The 17,006-nt window shown below is 37.9% G+C and carries 18 protein-coding genes and 2 pseudogenes; 13 read left to right on the plus strand and 7 right to left on the minus strand.

Translation table 11 applies throughout. The features are described from left to right. Window positions 1-96 precede the first annotated feature (96 nt). Window positions 97-528, plus strand: a complete 432-nt coding sequence (locus tag RV13_RS15265; RefSeq protein WP_028020130.1) for an Hsp20/alpha crystallin family protein — start codon at window positions 97-99, stop codon at window positions 526-528. 87 nt (window positions 529-615) lie between these two features. Here the strand turns inward: RV13_RS15265 and RV13_RS15270 are convergent, their stop codons facing one another. Continuing rightward, window positions 616-1,407, minus strand: coding sequence for a TraX family protein (locus RV13_RS15270; protein WP_028020131.1), 792 nt, complete (start codon window positions 1,405-1,407; stop codon window positions 616-618). A gap of 495 nt (window positions 1,408-1,902) precedes the next feature. Here RV13_RS15270 and RV13_RS15275 point away from each other — a divergent pair, with 495 nt between their 5' ends. Beyond that, window positions 1,903-2,433, plus strand: a complete 531-nt coding sequence (locus RV13_RS15275) for a lytic polysaccharide monooxygenase (RefSeq protein WP_373278393.1) — start codon at window positions 1,903-1,905, stop codon at window positions 2,431-2,433. Window positions 2,434-2,478: 45 nt separating this feature from the next. Here RV13_RS15275 and RV13_RS15280 read toward each other — a convergent pair whose 3' ends face one another. The 4 genes from RV13_RS15280 to RV13_RS15300 all read right to left on the minus strand — a co-directional run bounded on the left by RV13_RS15280 (window position 2,479) and on the right by RV13_RS15300 (window position 5,746). Continuing rightward, entirely contained in the window at window positions 2,479-3,234 is a 756-nt protein-coding gene (locus RV13_RS15280) for a LytR/AlgR family response regulator transcription factor (RefSeq protein ID WP_028020133.1), read from the minus strand. After that, window positions 3,231-4,277 carry a sensor histidine kinase gene (locus tag RV13_RS15285; RefSeq protein WP_249024489.1) on the minus strand — a complete coding sequence of 349 codons (1,047 nt, stop codon included), beginning with the start codon at window positions 4,275-4,277 and terminating at the stop codon, window positions 3,231-3,233. The genes RV13_RS15280 and RV13_RS15285 overlap by 4 nt, the downstream gene beginning before the upstream one ends. Before the next feature lie 406 nt (window positions 4,278-4,683). After that, entirely contained in the window at window positions 4,684-5,292 is a 609-nt protein-coding gene (locus tag RV13_RS15295) for an accessory gene regulator AgrB (protein WP_028020136.1), read from the minus strand. A 94-nt stretch (window positions 5,293-5,386) separates the two neighbouring features. Next, entirely contained in the window at window positions 5,387-5,746 is a 360-nt protein-coding gene (locus RV13_RS15300; RefSeq protein WP_028020137.1) for a LytTR family DNA-binding domain-containing protein, read from the minus strand. 397 nt (window positions 5,747-6,143) lie between these two features. Here RV13_RS15300 and RV13_RS15305 point away from each other — a divergent pair, with 397 nt between their 5' ends. The 3 genes from RV13_RS15305 (at window position 6,144) to RV13_RS15315 (ending at window position 9,406) form a co-directional block, all read left to right on the plus strand. After that, window positions 6,144-7,259 (plus strand): NlpC/P60 family protein, encoded by a 1,116-nt coding sequence (locus RV13_RS15305; RefSeq protein ID WP_060789431.1) that lies wholly within the window; start codon window positions 6,144-6,146, stop codon window positions 7,257-7,259. A gap of 194 nt (window positions 7,260-7,453) precedes the next feature. Further along, a complete protein-coding gene (locus tag RV13_RS15310) occupies window positions 7,454-8,779 on the plus strand; it encodes a replication-associated recombination protein A (RefSeq protein ID WP_028020138.1) in 1,326 nt (441 codons plus the stop codon). Window positions 8,780-8,950: 171 nt separating this feature from the next. Further along, on the plus strand, window positions 8,951-9,406 hold the full coding sequence (locus tag RV13_RS15315) for a hypothetical protein (protein ID WP_060789430.1): 456 nt from the start codon (window positions 8,951-8,953) through the stop codon (window positions 9,404-9,406). Between the two features lie 151 nt (window positions 9,407-9,557). On the opposite strand, the pseudogene RV13_RS21405 reads toward RV13_RS15315, so the two are convergent. Further along, window positions 9,558-10,052: pseudogene (locus RV13_RS21405) on the minus strand (hypothetical protein); the annotation flags it as partial. Between the two features lie 114 nt (window positions 10,053-10,166). Then, window positions 10,167-10,554: pseudogene (locus RV13_RS21410) on the minus strand (hypothetical protein). A 425-nt stretch (window positions 10,555-10,979) separates the two neighbouring features. On the opposite strand from RV13_RS21410, the gene RV13_RS15330 reads away from it, so the two are divergent. The 8 genes from RV13_RS15330 to RV13_RS15365 all read left to right on the plus strand — a co-directional run bounded on the left by RV13_RS15330 (window position 10,980) and on the right by RV13_RS15365 (window position 16,999). Next, on the plus strand, window positions 10,980-11,342 hold the full coding sequence (locus tag RV13_RS15330) for a MoaF-related domain-containing protein (protein WP_010744255.1): 363 nt from the start codon (window positions 10,980-10,982) through the stop codon (window positions 11,340-11,342). Window positions 11,343-11,625: 283 nt separating this feature from the next. Next, window positions 11,626-13,059 (plus strand): cryptochrome/photolyase family protein, encoded by a 1,434-nt coding sequence (locus tag RV13_RS15335; protein ID WP_060789429.1) that lies wholly within the window; start codon window positions 11,626-11,628, stop codon window positions 13,057-13,059. Window positions 13,060-13,366: 307 nt separating this feature from the next. Then, window positions 13,367-14,212 (plus strand): MerR family transcriptional regulator, encoded by an 846-nt coding sequence (locus tag RV13_RS15340; RefSeq protein ID WP_060789428.1) that lies wholly within the window; start codon window positions 13,367-13,369, stop codon window positions 14,210-14,212. A gap of 568 nt (window positions 14,213-14,780) precedes the next feature. Further along, window positions 14,781-15,065, plus strand: a complete 285-nt coding sequence (gene eutM / locus RV13_RS15345; RefSeq protein WP_028020141.1) for an ethanolamine utilization microcompartment protein EutM — start codon at window positions 14,781-14,783, stop codon at window positions 15,063-15,065. Window positions 15,066-15,076: 11 nt separating this feature from the next. Then, window positions 15,077-16,087, plus strand: coding sequence for a DMT family transporter (locus RV13_RS15350; RefSeq protein WP_010744259.1), 1,011 nt, complete (start codon window positions 15,077-15,079; stop codon window positions 16,085-16,087). 1 nt (window position 16,088) lies between these two features. Continuing rightward, complete coding sequence (locus RV13_RS15355) at window positions 16,089-16,373, plus strand: helix-turn-helix domain-containing protein (protein WP_010744260.1); 285 nt, start codon at window positions 16,089-16,091, stop codon at window positions 16,371-16,373. Window positions 16,374-16,385: 12 nt separating this feature from the next. Then, window positions 16,386-16,682 carry a BMC domain-containing protein gene (locus tag RV13_RS15360; RefSeq protein ID WP_010744261.1) on the plus strand — a complete coding sequence of 99 codons (297 nt, stop codon included), beginning with the start codon at window positions 16,386-16,388 and terminating at the stop codon, window positions 16,680-16,682. Between the two features lie 11 nt (window positions 16,683-16,693). Further along, window positions 16,694-16,999, plus strand: a complete 306-nt coding sequence (locus RV13_RS15365; RefSeq protein WP_028020142.1) for a BMC domain-containing protein — start codon at window positions 16,694-16,696, stop codon at window positions 16,997-16,999. The last annotated feature ends 7 nt before the right edge of the window (window positions 17,000-17,006 follow it).

The raw sequence follows: 17,006 nt of genomic DNA on the forward strand, positions 1-17,006 counted from the left end.
TCTACAATTAATTACAATTGTTTATACTTGAATTTTCAGCAGCTGCGAGTAAAATTATAAGTGAAGGAAGACAAAAAAAGGAAAGGAATGGTCAAAATGGCTAACAACATGATTCCTCGTCGCTCTGATTTATTTGACATGACACCTTTCAATTTTTTTGAGGACTTTGGACGGAATTTTTTTGAAGGTTTCAAAGGTAATATGGTCAAAACAGATATTCATGAAACAGACAAAGAATACGTTTTAGAAGCAGAACTGCCAGGAATTCCAAAAGAAAATATTCAAATCAACTACGAAAATGATGTGCTGACAATTGAAGGACAACACCAGACAGACACCCAATCCGAAGACGATAAAGGCAATTTGGTAAGAAGTGAACGAAGCTTTAGCAGTGTTCGCCGCCAGTTTGCAATCCGGGATATTCGAGAAGAAGAGATAAAAGCAGAGTATAAAGATGGTATTTTAAAAGTAACAATGCCAAAAACAGCAGAAAAATTGGAACGCAAAAAAGCTATTCCGATTGAGTAAGTAGCAAAAAAAGGTATCCAAAATCTCAAATGAGATTTTGGATACCTTTTTTATATATTCTATATCAGTCAGAACTGTTTCAAGTTTTTATCGATTATACAAAAAAGCAGACAGCAGATAAAGAACAGCAATGTGGGCAGGGTAGAAGACGTAAAAGAAGTATTTCATTCCTTTTCCCTTTTGACCGTTATATAGTATTATTGGGATAATTGCGAAAATCATGATCCATTGAGTGGTTCCTAAAAAGAAATAAATTGCCGCAACGATGGCGATTAATAAACATTGAATTTTTCGATTATTTCTTGAAATGTATAATAATGGAATCAAGAAGACCATAAAATTATTCTCCGCTAAAATTAATGCTGGCAGGAGAGAGGTTATGGCAAGAAACGCCACTTGGTTTTGTAATAATGCTGGGCTAGAAAGAATAATTGGAACCAACAAAGAAAGTAGCGTTGGAAGAATGAATAATAGCACACCTAAACTGATTTTTTTCCAGTTTTTCGCATTTTTCCCGGCAACAAAAAGATCAATAGCATACATCATCAATGTTCCGACAAAGAGGTCTCTGAAGATATTGTTCATTAAAACAACTTGATCGTACCCAACAATTTGGCCCAATGCATAAGTAAACAAGGACATGAGCGCCATTGAGAGATACAATCTCAACATATAATTCTTTTTACTGTGGGTATGGCTGAAGCCGACGACGCTGACAAAAAAGAATAGTGTAGCTACAGGTCTGCCAAACCAGTCTAGCCAATCAGGTGCTCCTAGTGGTACAAACATTTGATGAATATGATCGATAAACATTAGAACAATTCCTAAAATTTTCAAGTCAAAGGTTGAAAATCCCCTTTTTAAAGTATCAGTATGCAAAAATAATTCCCCCTAAATAAATAATACTTAAAAGTTAACAATAATCGGCTCGAGACACCATGGATTTGGATGATAAGCGACTAACGATTTTGTCACAAAGATTTGGCGAAGAGCAAGTCAATGTGATAATAGTAATATGGAGAAATGATGAGGATAAAGGATATTGTTCTCATTACCCGAAAATTTTTTTATAATTATTCCTTCTGGATACTAGATTTTTAGAATAGGCTGTTAGGGGAGTAGTGTATCATGAGATAACGGTAATTTAAAATAACTAATATTATATATTAGGAGAATAGTTAATATTCTTATGAGCTGTGATAATCAGCTAAGTTATAGTGATGATCCGTTGTTAGAGTATTATTTTATCGATAAAATAATAACTGAGCTAGCTTGTTACATTTTTGAAGGCGATCGCAATCGAATAAAAATTTAGGAGGCTGATTTATGAGGAAATTAAGTCGTTGGTTAGTTGTTTTTAGTGTGTTATTAGGGATGTTTGGTTTTTCGATAAAGGGATTCGCTCACGGATATGTTTCATCTCCTGGAAGCCGTGCGTATCTAGGGACAAATGCTGGTGGAAGGCTCAATCAAAATGTTGGGCGTGCACAATGGGAACCGCAAAGTATTGAAGCGAAAAAGAATACTTTTATAGAAGGAAAAATTGCAAGTGCGGGAGTAAGTGGTTTTGAACCGCTGGATGATCAAACAATATCTCGATGGCATAAGAACACTATTTCTACAGGGAGTTTAACTATCTCTTGGTATTTGACCGCACCTCATAGAACAAGTTTTTGGGATTATTACATTACCAAGCCAGGGTGGAACCCTAATAATCCTTTGAAAATCAGTGATTTCGAACACATCAAACAGATTGATGATCATGGTGCTGTACCACAAAAAGTTGTGAATCAAAAGATTACAATTCCTTCGAATCGAAAAGGCTACAATATTATTCTAGCTGTCTGGAATATTAGCGATACGACGAATGCTTTCTATCAAGTAATCGACGTAAATATACGATAATTCTTGCAAAAAAGGAGAGTACGAGGGGGTCCTCATACTCTCTTTTTAGGGTTTATTTGCAATCTGATGAAGTGAATTCATTTTTTCAAGCGCCGCTCGAATTTTTCTTCTGGAGATCATACAAGAATGATTTTTGTCAAAATAGACAAGACCTTCTGAACGATTGATTTCCGCGATATTTTCGAGGTTGACGACAAATGAGCGATGAATTTTAAAAAAGCGAGTATCCAGTTTTTCAATCTCATCAAGTGTAGCATAGAAATTGACTAAACGAGATTTACAGATAAGGCGTAACTTATGAGAAATTTCAGTGGTCTCAAAATAAAGGATATCTGAAAAAGGCACCTGAAAGCTGGTGTGCTGATTATTAAACATAAATATCTCTTCTTTTTTCCCCGAAGATTGCGTGTGCAAAAGGTGCTTAAAGCAGTCTTGTACATGCTGCTTTAGATCATCAACGGGACTGTCCTTTGCAATAAAATCAAAGGCGGATACCTTGTAAGCATAAGTGACCGGCGCAAACTCAGAATGGGTAGTGATAAACGCTATGACGCCCTGGGGATCAATTTGCCGAATCTCGCTGGCAATCTCTAATCCTTTTTTCTGTTCACCATCAAGCTCGATATCCAAAAAATAAATATTCTGATCGACTGTTTCTTGGACCTTTTCTAAAAGATAGTCTGGTCTAGCGGTAGTAATGAGGGAATTAGCCGACCAGCGATTTTCCACTAAGATTTCTCGAATGATCAATTCTAGCCTTTGCTGTTGCAGAATGTCATCTTCTAATAAGAAAATATTCATCGTGGAAGCTCCTCCTTAATAATCAAGACCTGTCGAAACACGCCTGTTTGAAATTCGGTTTGTAATGAGAGATTCATGTAGCTTTGAAGAATCGTTTGCACAGTAGCCAGACCTAAACCCCGACCTTTACCTTTTGTTGAATAGCCTTTTTTGAATACTTTAGTAATATCAATCACTTCGTTCGGACAAGAATTCTCAATCAGAAGCTTTACTTCATTATCGTCAGCATTCTTTAAAAAGACAATGTTTAGAAAAGGATTTTCTGATTTTTCTGCCGCTTCAATCGCGTTGTTCAATAAAATAGAAGTTATCCGTACATAGTCTAAAATATCGATGGGTTCATCTTGAATCACATCGTCAATTTCCAAATGAACAGGGATATTTTTTTGCCACGCCTGAATGACATGAGTAGATATGATTCCTTTAATCGGCAAGGTTTTCAGGTTGTCCAATTTGGCTAACGAGTAATGCTCATCCTGTAATATGATGCCTTCTTTATTCAAGATAGTATTATACGTATCTTCAATCACAGCAAGATCCTTTGTTTTAATACTTTCATTCAAGCTAATAAGAACATTTTGATAATCATGACGGAAGCTGCGAAGTTCGCTATACATGGTTTCTATTTGCTGAACGTAAGAGGTGAGGTCCGCTAACTGATTGTCCTTTAGCTGTTGAATCCGCTGTTTGTCTAGTTGGCGAGTTTTGAAGTTTAGGTAAACGATTAAAACAACAATTACTAATATAAAGATGGCAATTAAGTATTTTCTGACTGGATTTTCACCTTTTAACAAGTAACGTTCAATCCAATAATTACCAAACTGGATAATACAACAGAATGTTAGTAAGATGTTGATAAATAATAGAAGAAACTGATCCCAACTATCCTTATATTTTTCTAGAAAAGAAATGCTTGGTTTAATTAGACGTAATAAAAAAGCATTACAGATGACTGAGAAAATTGGTGAAACAGTCATATTGATCAGATACATATATTTAGTAAAGATGTCTTCTCCAATTAAGTAAAGAACTGAAGAATTCATAAAATACGCAAAGACAGCATATGAAAAAATTGAATAGATACTGTAAAACCAAATCATATTATTATTAGAATCTTTTTTTAGTTTTTTCCCAAGAATAAAAAAATAAATCATGAACGCAACAAAAATGAAATAGTTCAAAGAAAGATAAACCAACATTGTAATTGTTGGGAGCAAGATCATTATCCTGACAGGGATTTTTTGGTCTATTAAACTAGAAAAAATGAATAATTGAGCAAAACTTTCTATAAAAGTTAATAGAATTAATGCAAAGATTTCCATTTAGTCTTTCATTTTCAGATTTTTTAATTTTGGATTTACTGGTTCATATCCAACAAGAATACACGGGAAACGTAACAATAATAATGACGATGCGACAAGAACTTTCGAAATATTTTTAAACAGACGGTCATGGTTGAACTTGATATTTTTCATAATTTTTATAGCTCCTTTTATTTATTTTATAAAATAGTGGATGAATCATAATGATTTCCACAAATAACCCAGTTAATAGAAGTGTCCTAATGTCATTTTTAACGAAGAACATGGCGATAACAACTAGTATAAATGCGGTGCAAGTGGCAAGGATTTTCTTTTTTTTACGCTCACTTACACTGACTAAAGGATTCTTTTCTGTATCAGCTGGCGCATAAAGCACCGTGTTGAATAAAACAAACAGCGCTAAGATTAATGACCAGTTACTATTTAATATAAAACCAGTATGTTGAAAAATCAATGGGATTCCCACAAAGCTCAATAGTCCGAAAAGGGAACAATTGAGTGACGACTTCGCGTGCCAACCGCCAGCCTGCCATCGTAAAAGAACATAAGCTAAATTCATCACAAATGTTTCAAAAATCACACCTAAGAGAAACGCTACAACGTAGACCTGTATACTTTTAAAAATATTGATGAACAAAAGTTCTAGTGAGTAGGCGACATTTTCGTATTCGTCTTCGGACATGTGACTTTGCGCATGAATTTTATTTAATAGAAACAACGTGAAATTGTGTGTCATGAGTTACACCTCTTGTAAATAAACGCTCAGTATTGTTCGATTGTAATCCATTTGCTTCCTAACTACAATGTAAAATTTAATTTTTATTAGACAGTTAAGCGTTTTGCTCGGTAAGTAGAAAATTTTTCAATGAATCCTTCAACGGTGCGTACTTTCTTCTCGAAAAAGGACAGCTGCTATTCGAATAATCATCTAAAAAATAAACACGTCTTTCGTATTTATTAATCTCTTTGATTGATAATAGGTTAACAATAAATGAGCGATGACAACGAAATAGCCAGTTCCAACTAGAATCCTCAAAGTCGTTGAGGTCGCCCTTGCAGTAGTATTTTTCATTTTTTGTGATAAAGCATAGGGAATGGTCTTTGGCAGCGTCCACAGTAATATAAAGTAATTCGGCTGCTTGAATAATGACTGTTCCTTTTTTTGATTCTAAAACAATTGATGTTCTCATAAGTCGAACCTCCTTAATAACTATTTTAAGTACTTTTTTTGATTTGATAAGGGCTATAGCGTAAACGGTCGATAATCAATCGTTAATGGTGACTGAAAGTTCTGGAATGCGTTTAAGGTGAAAAACTGACCGTTGAGGATATCTTTGTTTTTTTTATGACGAATTACAAATATAGTTATTATTAATAGAAAAAGTTATATAGGTAACTAAAAATTAAGCGTTAAAAAATGTAGGGGTGAAAAATTCTAGTAATTGCTGTACAATCGTTTGTGACGGATAGTTATTTTATAAAAAACGAAAGTATTTGTTGAACCAACTCTTTTGGTTAAATAGATAGGTAAAGACGTTTCTTATACACTGATCCGATATAAAAAATACAAACAACAGGAGTTATTTTATGAGGGATACTACAACATTACGTCTATTTAGCACTTCTTTATGCCTATTAAGTTTTGTTGCTTTTGCTGCTACAGGAAGTGTACGAGCAGAGGAAACGGTGGAATCTAGTCATACGAGTAGTATGACAACACAGTCTGAAACAGCGGAGAGTGAACCAAAAAATACAGCAGAGAGACTTTCTGAAAAGGAGCAGTCGCTAGAGGCTGGTTACACGGTACAGCAGTTTGATCAAATCATGAGTATTCCTAAATTAGGTGCGGTTTCCATACCATCAATTAGTCGAGCTACGGGACAACAGAATTCTGTGGTTTCTAATGCCAAAGCGCAAATTGGCAAGCCTTATGCTTGGGGAGCTTCTGGACCGAATGCGTTTGATTGTGGTGGTTTAGTGAAATATGTGTACAAGCAGGCGGTGAATGTTGACTTGCCAATGGGGACGATCAATCAAGAAAAGTATGGGGAAGAAGCAAGTTTGAAGTACTTAGAACCAGGAGATCTGCTTTTTTATGGTAATCGAGGTGCCACTTATCATGTTGGCCTCTACATTGGCAATAATCAAATGATCCATTCTCCTCAGCCAGGTCAAACGGTTACCGCGGTAGATATTAATTATTTTTATCCAACGTTTGCTAGAAGAATCTTGAAATCATCGGGCACGAATCCAAATGTTTATCCATCTACAGAAGGGCAAGCGGCAAATGAGCGATTCATTTTTAGAATGTATAACAAGAATGCAGGGCATCATCACTACACACAGCTGACTAGTGAAGCGATTAACCTGATCAATGTTGGCTGGAACTATGAAGGTGTCGGTTGGGTATCTCCTGCAACAGGAGCTTCTGTCTATCGAATGTACAATCCTAATAACGGCAGACATCACTATACGCCACATGTATTTGAGAAGAATGATCTAGTCAAGGCTGGTTGGAAGTATGAAGGAGTATCCTGGTTATCAGGAGGAACTGTACCGGTCTATCGTTTATATAATCCTCACGCTGCACCTAAAGAAGACAGTCATCACTACACGCCGTTGTCTTCTGAAAGAGATAGTTTGGTGAAAACTGGGTGGAGATCGGAAGGGACCGCATGGTATGCAGCAAGGATATTAAACTAGACGGATCTTCGTGTTTGGACAAAATCCTTGTAAAAAGAATTTTACTTGTCACTCCCATTGTAAATCCAAGTCTAACGACCTAAATCGTTGGGCTTTTTCTGTATCCTTTCTTGATCAAAGGTCTCATTTTGTAATCTCAAGCGAAAAATGCTAAAATAAGAACAAACGTTCGTTTTTTCTGTAGGAGGGATAGAATGAGACAAGGATCAATTTTTGAAAAAGGAAGAGAAGAAACCGAGCCTTTAGCTACACGTGTGCGACCGGAGACTTTGGATGAATTTGTGGGACAGAAACATTTATTGGGGAAGGGGAAACTACTGCGAGAAATCATCGAAAATGACCGTGTGTCGTCAATGATCTTCTGGGGACCTCCAGGTGTGGGCAAGACAACCTTAGCTCGGATCATTGCGAATCAGACGAAGTCAGAATTTATTAATTTCAGTGCGGTGACAAGCGGGATTAAGGAAATAAAGACGGTGATGAAGGAAGCTGAACAAAACAAAGCTTTTGGGGTAAAAACGATTGTATTCGTGGATGAAATCCATCGCTTCAACAAAGCACAACAAGATGCTTTTTTACCATATGTGGAGAATGGCAGTATTATTCTAATTGGTGCTACCACAGAAAATCCCTCATTCGAAATCAATTCAGCGTTATTATCTAGAAGCAAAGTTTTTGTATTGAATCAGCTAGAGGACACAGATATTTTACGTCTATTGAAACAAGCGATCAATAGTCCGCGAGGGTTTCCTAAGCTTAAATTTAAGATGGACGATGAAGTACTGGATTCCATCGCAAAATATGCAAATGGAGACGCCAGAGTGGCGCTGAATACATTGGAAATGGCAGTTCTTAACGGAGAGAAGGAAGCAAGTACCGTTACCCTCAAAGAGGAGAAACTACTCGATCTGATTGAAAGAAAATCGTTTCTCTACGATAAAAAAGGCGAGGAACATTACAACACCATCTCTGCTTTGCATAAATCGATGCGCAATAGCGATGTGGACGCAGCGATTTATTGGCTGGCAAGAATGGTTGAATCTGGTGAAGATCCATTGTTTATTGCTAGACGTCTCGTTCGATTTGCCAGCGAAGACATCGGTTTGGCAGACATCAGAGCTTTAGAGTTAGCGAATACAGTTTTTCAGTCCTGCCAATTTATCGGTTTGCCTGAATGCAATGTTCATTTGACACAGGCAGTTATTTACTTATCTTTGGCCCCTAAATCCAACGCCGTATACACTGCTTATGAATCAGCCAAAAAGGATGTCTATGAGACATGGAATGAGACAGTTCCTTTGGTCATTCGTAATGCTCCTACGAAACTAATGAAAGACCTACACTACGGAGAAGATTATCAATACGCCCACAGTTCCGAAGACAAACTGACCTCCATGAAGACAATGCCGCCTTCTTTAGAAGGGCATAAGTATTATCTGCCAACCATTCAAGGAAACGAAAAGCGTTTCAAAGAGCGCAAAGAAGCTATTGAGAAGTGGCATTTGGAGAATGATGAATAAAATCATTGCAGTTTCAACTGTATGAGACACTTTTCGTGACGATTCCCAAGAAATTCTTAAGCAGCAAGCAACGTTCATGATGGAAATCAGACCTTTTAGGATAGTTTTCACCTATTGAAACGGTTTTCTTTTATATTTAAATAAATATGTATAAAAGCGAGGGAGAGCTGGTTGGTAAGACGTTTAACGGGAATAACGAAGTATTTTAGTCAACTGGACAAAGAATTATATAAATTTGGTCAGCTCTTTCAAGGATTGACAAAAAGGCAAAGGCAGCTAGTCATTTGTTTGGCAGTTTTTTGTGCTATTTGCCTGATGAGCTTTATCAATGCTCAAGTGGAAAATAATGCCGCTTGGCTGGAAGGAACATGGGCTCATCGTTCTGAGCAATATGCGATTAAAGCGAAAAATAAAACATGCAGATCGTGGGATGTTAAACAAAATGGCTATATCCTTATGGGAGATGCACAAATCGCGACCAATTCTTCTGTAAAAAGGATTGTATTAGCACGAAGCGGCAGCAATACGGAGTATCACATTTTAAAACTGGACAAGGAACATCTGATAATACAGATATTCAATAACCAGAAGAAGATAAAAGAAATGAAGCTGCATAAGATTAAATAGACAGAGTACTCGAATATAACTTGATTCTAATTACGCTTTGTCTTTCCAACTTCATCTATTTTGAATAAATTGTTTCCCAATCCCCGACATTCATAAACAGGAGAATGTTCGGGGATTTAATCGAGAAAAACTGAAAGCATAGTGGCAGAATTTAGCTAGGGTCATGTCCTTTTTGTGCTTTTTCTTCATTTTTTGTTCTATTACGAATCCAAGAGACCAGCCCTTTTATAGTCTCCATAGGCTTCAGAGAAGGAAGCAAGGAATCCCTAGTAGTCCTGACAGGAGGGGGATTTTCATCGGACCGTTTTTTTGCTACTCTCATTGTCGGCATCTTTATTTGTGGAACAGGTCTAAATGAAAGTTGCATTAACTGTTCATTTTTTAGAGCTTCTGTTGATTTCAAAGGAGCTTCTTCAATTTTTTTCAACGGTGCTTCTGCTTTTGAGGCTGAAGGTTCGACATTTCTGTAGTCGTTCGTTTTAGTCCCCTTCTCTGTATCAAAAATCTCGGTTTCTTTAGTAGTGACAATCTTTGTTGTTACCACTTTATTAAAGAGCTTTATGCCATTTTCTTCAAAAATAGTTAGAGAAGTCAAGAAGTTGCAGGGTTCTTTAATAACGGGGGTAGGTAAATCCTTCTTCAAATTCTTGTATGTCCAGGTGTGTTCTTTTCCTACACCATTCGTAAAAGTCGCGACTAAATCCTGTTTCTAATGATTGTTTTCCTTTCTCAATTTTTATCTGGTTAGAGTGCCTTCCTATCAGAGTTCGGTTGTTTCAGAAGGGCGAACTTTAGAAATAAGGGAATGGACAAGTGATATGGCTTTTTCACCGAAGTTACGGATGGGGAAAAGCTTAAGCTTTAACGCTTTCCATTCAGGAGCCATAAAATAATAGAAGAAGCGTTTCATAGTACGAGTCGCTTTGGTATTCGTAAAAATCTCATGAACGAGATCCTTTCAGACACGGGCGAACTCTTCTGCACCAAGTTGATAGCGTATGTGTAAAGTTAAGATGTATTTGATGGGTAAAACTGCTGTTTTGAGTCGTGTAATAGTATTCTTTAATTCGTTTTTCAAGTGTTGTTGGTTTTAGGTTAAATAGTTGACCGTAAGTCAATGACTGATTAATCACAGGTAACTCCTCCATTTCAAATGAATTTTCTTATCGGCCGATGGCATAAAGATAAAGCACAAATGCAAACTAGATCAAACCTCAGAAAATTACATGAAGGGGGCAATTTTTCTGGGGAAATGCGCATTATTTTTGAAGAATCCTCGTATAATAGGCTTTAGCAAAAAAGTAGAGAGAAAAAAACCTGCAAAATTCAGCCCCAAATGCAATTTTCAGCACTTTGGCAACGATGAACTTTTATGCTTTCGACATTATTCTTGATATGAAGGGGATTTGTATTTTCTTGCTACGAGAATTCAAGATGAGAAAAAAGTGTAAATTCATCCTCCTTAATGTTTTCTTAATAATTAGCCGGCGTGAGAAAAGATAGCTCTCTTATTCTAAAACCTGTATGATGGAGATAGAATCTTTTAACAAATACAAGAAAAGCAGGTGTAGCGATGAAGAGCAATCCATTAGAAGGTAGGAGCGCGAAAATTCTATTTGATTCAGGACTTCAATTTCGCATTGATTTTTTACAGGACAATCAATTGCGATGGACCTCTATCCGGCAGGAAGACGCCGGAGCAACAGATATTGAAACAATCCATGTCGAGCAATATCCAAGTGGTATTTTTTCCGTTGATTGGATAGAAGAGTCCGGCTTATGCGTTTCTTACACGATTGATACCTTGAATCATTACGTCAAAAGCTTTATGACTTTTCCGGATAGGGAGTACCGTGGGGGCAGGAGACCATTTACACATGAAGGGCCGTTTCATTTTATCAGTGAAGACGGGAAGCAAGATTCAAAAGGCCAATAGAACAAACAAGAAGCCAAAGAAAATTTTTTCTTTGGTTTTTCTTTTCATCTTAGGAACACTAAGTTTATTAAAAGAATTTTTCAGGCGGCAAGCTTACTAATGAATCGGAAATAATAACAACTTATTAGAAAGAACATTTAGGATAAAAAGAAAGCAGATCAGTTATTTTGAAATCTCCATGAGTGGAAGGATGGTAACCAAGGCAGTACGTTTGAAATGTCTTTTCCGCAAAAATATGGTAGCGTCGAATGAGAGAAAACCAAATAGCTGAAGGAGGCTCTTTATGCAGACAGTAATGTGGTTTCGACGTGATTTACGGATACAAGATAACAAAGCTTTGTATCATGCGATTCAGGATTTAACAGATACGGACGAGTTGGTTCTGTTATTTCAAGTCAACCCGAGCCAGTTTTTAGAAGATAGCAAAAACCATCAAGCTTTTTTTGCCAGCGTGAAGCAATTTAAGGAGACGATCGACCAAACAAGTCATCTTCACATTCAATTTGGCGATCCAGTTGAGCTGTTCAGAAAATTAAAGGAGACTGTACCAGATTGGAGGAGGGTCTACTTTAACGAGGATACGACAGGTTATGGTGCTATTCGCGACGCGGAAGCAAAGGCGTTCTTTAAACAAAACAACATCGAGTATTTTCGTTTTCAAGATCATTATCTGCATGGTGCTGGAGAAATAAAAAATCAGCAGGGAGAATACTACAAAGTTTTCACTCCCTATTACAACAAGTGGAAGGAACGTGTCAAGGAAACACCAGTTGTAGTATCATTCGAACCAGATTCAATTTACTCAAAGCCGTTGTTTTTAGCTGATGAAAAAAAGTTCGAGGATCTTGTTTCGAGCTTTCCTAGGGATACCGAGATTGGTGAGGAAGCAGCAAAACGTAAGCTGAAAAAATTTGTAAAAAAATATGTCGCAGACTACGAAAAGGCGCGTGATATTCCAAGCTTGGACCAAACAAGTCACCTATCACGCTATCTCCGTACAGGAGAGCTATCAATTCGTACAGTGTGGCAGGTTTTACAGGATGAAAAGGTAACGCAGGGGCGCCGGACCTTTGAAAAAGAATTGTGCTGGCGAGATTTCTACAACATGATTTATACCAATGCACCTCGCCAAAAAAAAGAGCCGATTCAAGCTCAGTTTCGATTCATTCAATGGGAGAATGATCAAGAAAAATTTGAGAAGTGGCAGCAAGGGACTACAGGTTTTCCGATTGTTGACGCGGCGATGCGCCAGCTAAATGAAACGGGCTGGATGCACAATCGTTTGAGAATGATTACGGCTTCCTTCTTAACCAAAGATCTGTTGATTGATTGGCGTTGGGGAGAACGTTATTTTCAGAAAATACTGATCGATTATGAACCTGCCAGTAACATCGGCGGCTGGCAATGGGCGGCTTCCACTGGGACGGATGCTGTACCATATTTTCGCGTGTTTAACCCTACAACACAATCAGAAAAATTTGATCCAGAGGGAAAATTTATCAGAAAATACGTAAAGGAACTAGCAGCATTGCCTAATAAATGGATTCATCAGCCAGAAAAGCTGACAAAAGAGGAGCAGGAAGAATTCGGTGTAATTTTAGGTGAGGATTATCCATTGCCTATTGTTGATCATAAGGATCGCCGGAAGAAGGCGATTGCAAAATATGAAGCGAGTAAAGAATATGCTCGTGAGGTACAAGAGCATGAAGATATCTAATTGAATAGAATGATAAAAAAACGTTATTTTTATTTAGTTTGATAGTTAGATATAAAATAACGGATAGATATAAAAGTGTAGGGTGATAAAGCTGACGTTGTCCGTTTTATCACTCTAATTTTTTCTCATTTGCCTATTCAGTTATTATTTTTTTATTTAAAAGAAAAAGTAATTGTTAGACCCTTGATACAAATACATTTTTTCACAAAAACATCCTCTCTGTTATAGTGCAGTTTATAATTTATCTTGACAACTATAACAGAACGCCCCATAATTTTTAGAGAAATTGTGGGAGGTGACTGGATAAATGGCAATGAACATGGACGCGAAAAAGCTGCATAGTATCGGGGAGGCCGCAGATATTTGTCGCGTTTCAAGAAAAACATTACGGTTTTACGAGGAATTAGGGCTACTCGTACCTGATCATGTGAGTCCAAAAAATGGTTATCGTTATTACAGTGAAGATACAGTAATGATGATTCCTATTTTGAAGTATTACAAGCAGATGGGCTTTCGTTTGCAGGAAATGACAGGCGTTTCAGACACGACAGATTATTTTTATCACCAGCGAAAATTTTTAAGCAAGCTGGACGAATTAAAGAGAGAGGAAGAACGCATTCAAAACTGTCATGAGTCAGTGTCGGATTGGGTAGGATTGCTCAATGAAGGAACAATGGCAATGGAGAACAAAATCAATAATATCAGTTTGAAGTATGTCGATCGTGAGCATTATTATTTCCTAGAACAGGATTTTGAATACGATTACAAATCATCGATTATCAATATCGAATGGACCAATTACCTAGAGCATTTTGAAAGTGAGATTACGGGTCCTGTTATTTTAAGCTTTGACGATTATCAATCTAAAGCAGCAGGCAGGATCAAACGGGCGACAGTAATTCAAAAACCAGTTCGCAATAGTAAATTTCTTATACCAAGACAAGATTTCGGCGGTCAAATTTTTGCTTGTTTGTATCATTTAGGCGATCATAAAACAATTTCTGAAAAGTATCGTCTTTTAGAAGAGTGGGCAGTCGAAAACAATTATGAAATCGGCCCCAACTGTTATGAGCGGTATGTCATTGATTATTGGTCTATTCAGGACCCAAATAAATTTGTTACAGAGATAATGCTGCCGGCAACAAAAAGATAAGCGCAAACAGTCAAGCGTCCGTATGATGCTTGGCTGTTTCTTTTGATCAATTTATGAAAAATACAGAGGAAAATTTCTGAAAATATGAAACGCCAATGAGCCTTGTCTCTAAGGGCAAGGTTCCCGAAAATTAATGAAAAATGGGAGGAAATGACCGACATAACAGGATTGTTGGAAAAAAGCAAAAAAGGAAAACGTTTTCATTGTTCTGTATTGATTCCAAATAACTTTCATTTTTCTATAAAAAGCGAGCGGTTGATTGTCGAAAATCCATCATTTTTTTTATTTCTGTATTAATTGAAAAAGAAACGAAAATATTTAAAGGAAAAATAATTTTAAATAAGTCGATGTGAACAAATGAGAGGGCTCTAAGGTTTTATATTGAGTATGCAGATATAGATTCTCGATTGGTACAGTTAATTGAGAATACTCTCTGTTTCAAGAAAAAAGTTTGTGTTCTATTGAACAATTTTTTTAAAATATTTTGTTGACTCCTACCGTAAGGGAACAATCTAAAGTGAAGAAGGAAAAATTAATTGCGTGTTTAACGCAAATGGGAGGAACTCAAATGAAATATGATGCATTAGGAATGGTAGAAACAAAAGGACTTGTGGGCTCGATTGAAGCAGCAGACGCAATGGTCAAGGCGGCAAATGTCTCTCTAATCGGAAAAGAGCTTGTCGGTGGCGGTATTGTAACCGTTATGGTTCGTGGTGATGTTGGAGCCGTTAAAGCTGCAACTGACGCTGGAGCAGCAGCGGCACAGCGAGTAGGGGAGTTATTGTCTGTCCATGTGATTCCACGTCCTCATGGGGAAGTTGAATCCATTCTGCCGCATACAACGAATGAATAAGGGGAATTGATATGAATAGTGAGAAAAGTGTCATGCAATCGGCAGTTTCTGCAGAAACAAAAATGAAAGCGGTCGGTAAAAAATTTCGTGTCGCTGGAATAAGTAATGGGTTAATTTCCGGCTTAACTTACGGCATTTATTCCACGTTAGTAATGGTTGCCAGCGGGTATGATCCATTGGTTAGCGCAGCGGGTTTTTTAGCGGCACCTTTTGTTTGTTCAGGTTTAAATGACTTTTTTGCAGGAATCTGGCTTTTATTCTATAACGCGAAGCAGGGGCGTTTAAAGGAATTATCTCGTACATTGAAAACAAAGCCGGGACAAATGCTGGTGATCGGCTTCTTACTGGGGGGACCAGTAGCAAACGGCGCATATTTGATTGGTCTAGCAATGGCTGGAGCTTACGCGATTCCGATTTCAGCAACCTGTAGTCTTTTTGGCGCATTGTTCGCTTGGATATTCTTGAAGCAACGTCCGACAAAACGCGTTGTTTTCGGAATGGTCTTGTGTGTGGTTGGTGCCATCATCATCAACTTCGTGAAACCAGAAGGGGCACCGAACTTTACGTTGGGGATCATCTGTGCATTGATCGCGGCAATTTGCTGGGGACTTGAGGGCGTGTTCTCTAGCTTTGGCGGTGCCATGATTGATACAGACGTAGCAGTGAACCTCAGAGAATTGATTTCTGGTTTGGTAGTTCTAGTACTAATCGTTCCTCTTGTGGGAGGAATGAATTTGTTAGGCGGTACCTTAACGGCTGGTATCCCGATTTTGTGGCTGGTTTTATCTGGTTTAAGTGCGGCAGTCTCCTTCGTTTGCTGGTACAAAGCGAATTCGATGGTAGGCTGTGCGATCGGAATGTCTCTAAACGTTACGTATGCTTTCTGGGGCGTTTTGTTCTGCGTAATCTTCTTAGGACAAACGTTAACAGCAACGATCGTCATTGGGTCAATTGTCATCGTATTAGGGGCGATTATCGTTACGATGAATCCTTTAGATTTAATCAGAAAAGGAGATGCATAGGATGGTACTACCAAGCAGAATGGCTGTTTTAAATCATATGTCTGACGACACTGAAGTGGATGTAAAGCAAGTAATGACCGCGCTAAAAAAAGACTATGGAAATGAAAAACAGTTTAACGAAAAAATGTATTTGGATCATTTATTAGCCTTAGAGGCGAATGGTTTAGTCGAAATGACTAGCTACGATTTGGATAAAGAGAATGAATTGGTGATGCGCTACAAGATTACAGAGGATGGACGAAGCACTGTAATGAAATATGTGGACGCGGCATATCGAAAAGTGTAAGGAGGCAAAAAGGTGAGGTACAAGGGTGAAGAAGCACTAGGACTGGTTGAAACGATCGGATTAGTTCCTGCGTTAAAGGCCTGTGATGAAATGCTGAAGGCAGCAAATGTGGAACTGATTTCCTATGAAAACATTGGATCGACTTTAGTCACAATCATGATCAAAGGAGATGTGGCGGCAGTCGAAGCCTCGGTGGCAGCTGGTGCTAGCGCTGCTGAAGCGATCGGTAAATTAACCGCGCAAAACGTGATGCCAAGACCTATCCGAGCGGTGGGAGATATTGTTTCTGTTCACGACATTGATCAATAAGGAGTGGGAATATGGAAAGATACGAAGCAATCGGAGCAATTGAGACCTTCGGGTTAGTTTTTGTTTTAGAAGCGGCCGATGCGATGTGCAAGGCGGCTGATGTGGAACTAGTCGGCTATGAAAATGTAGCCTCTGGCTACATTTCGGTCATCGTAAGAGGCGATGTTGCCGCCTGTAAAACAGCTGTGGAAACAGGGGTTGCAGCAGTTGAGGAGATGGGTGCTGAAGTATACAGCTCTGTCGTTATTGCTAGTCCCCATATTGATTTAGGAAAAATCATTGATCGTTATTCGTTGGAGCAACTGCTTCCAGCATAAGGAGTGG

This window comes from Enterococcus raffinosus (assembly GCF_001886185.1).
GTDB classification, from domain to species: Bacteria; Bacillota; Bacilli; order Lactobacillales; family Enterococcaceae; genus Enterococcus_A; species Enterococcus_A raffinosus.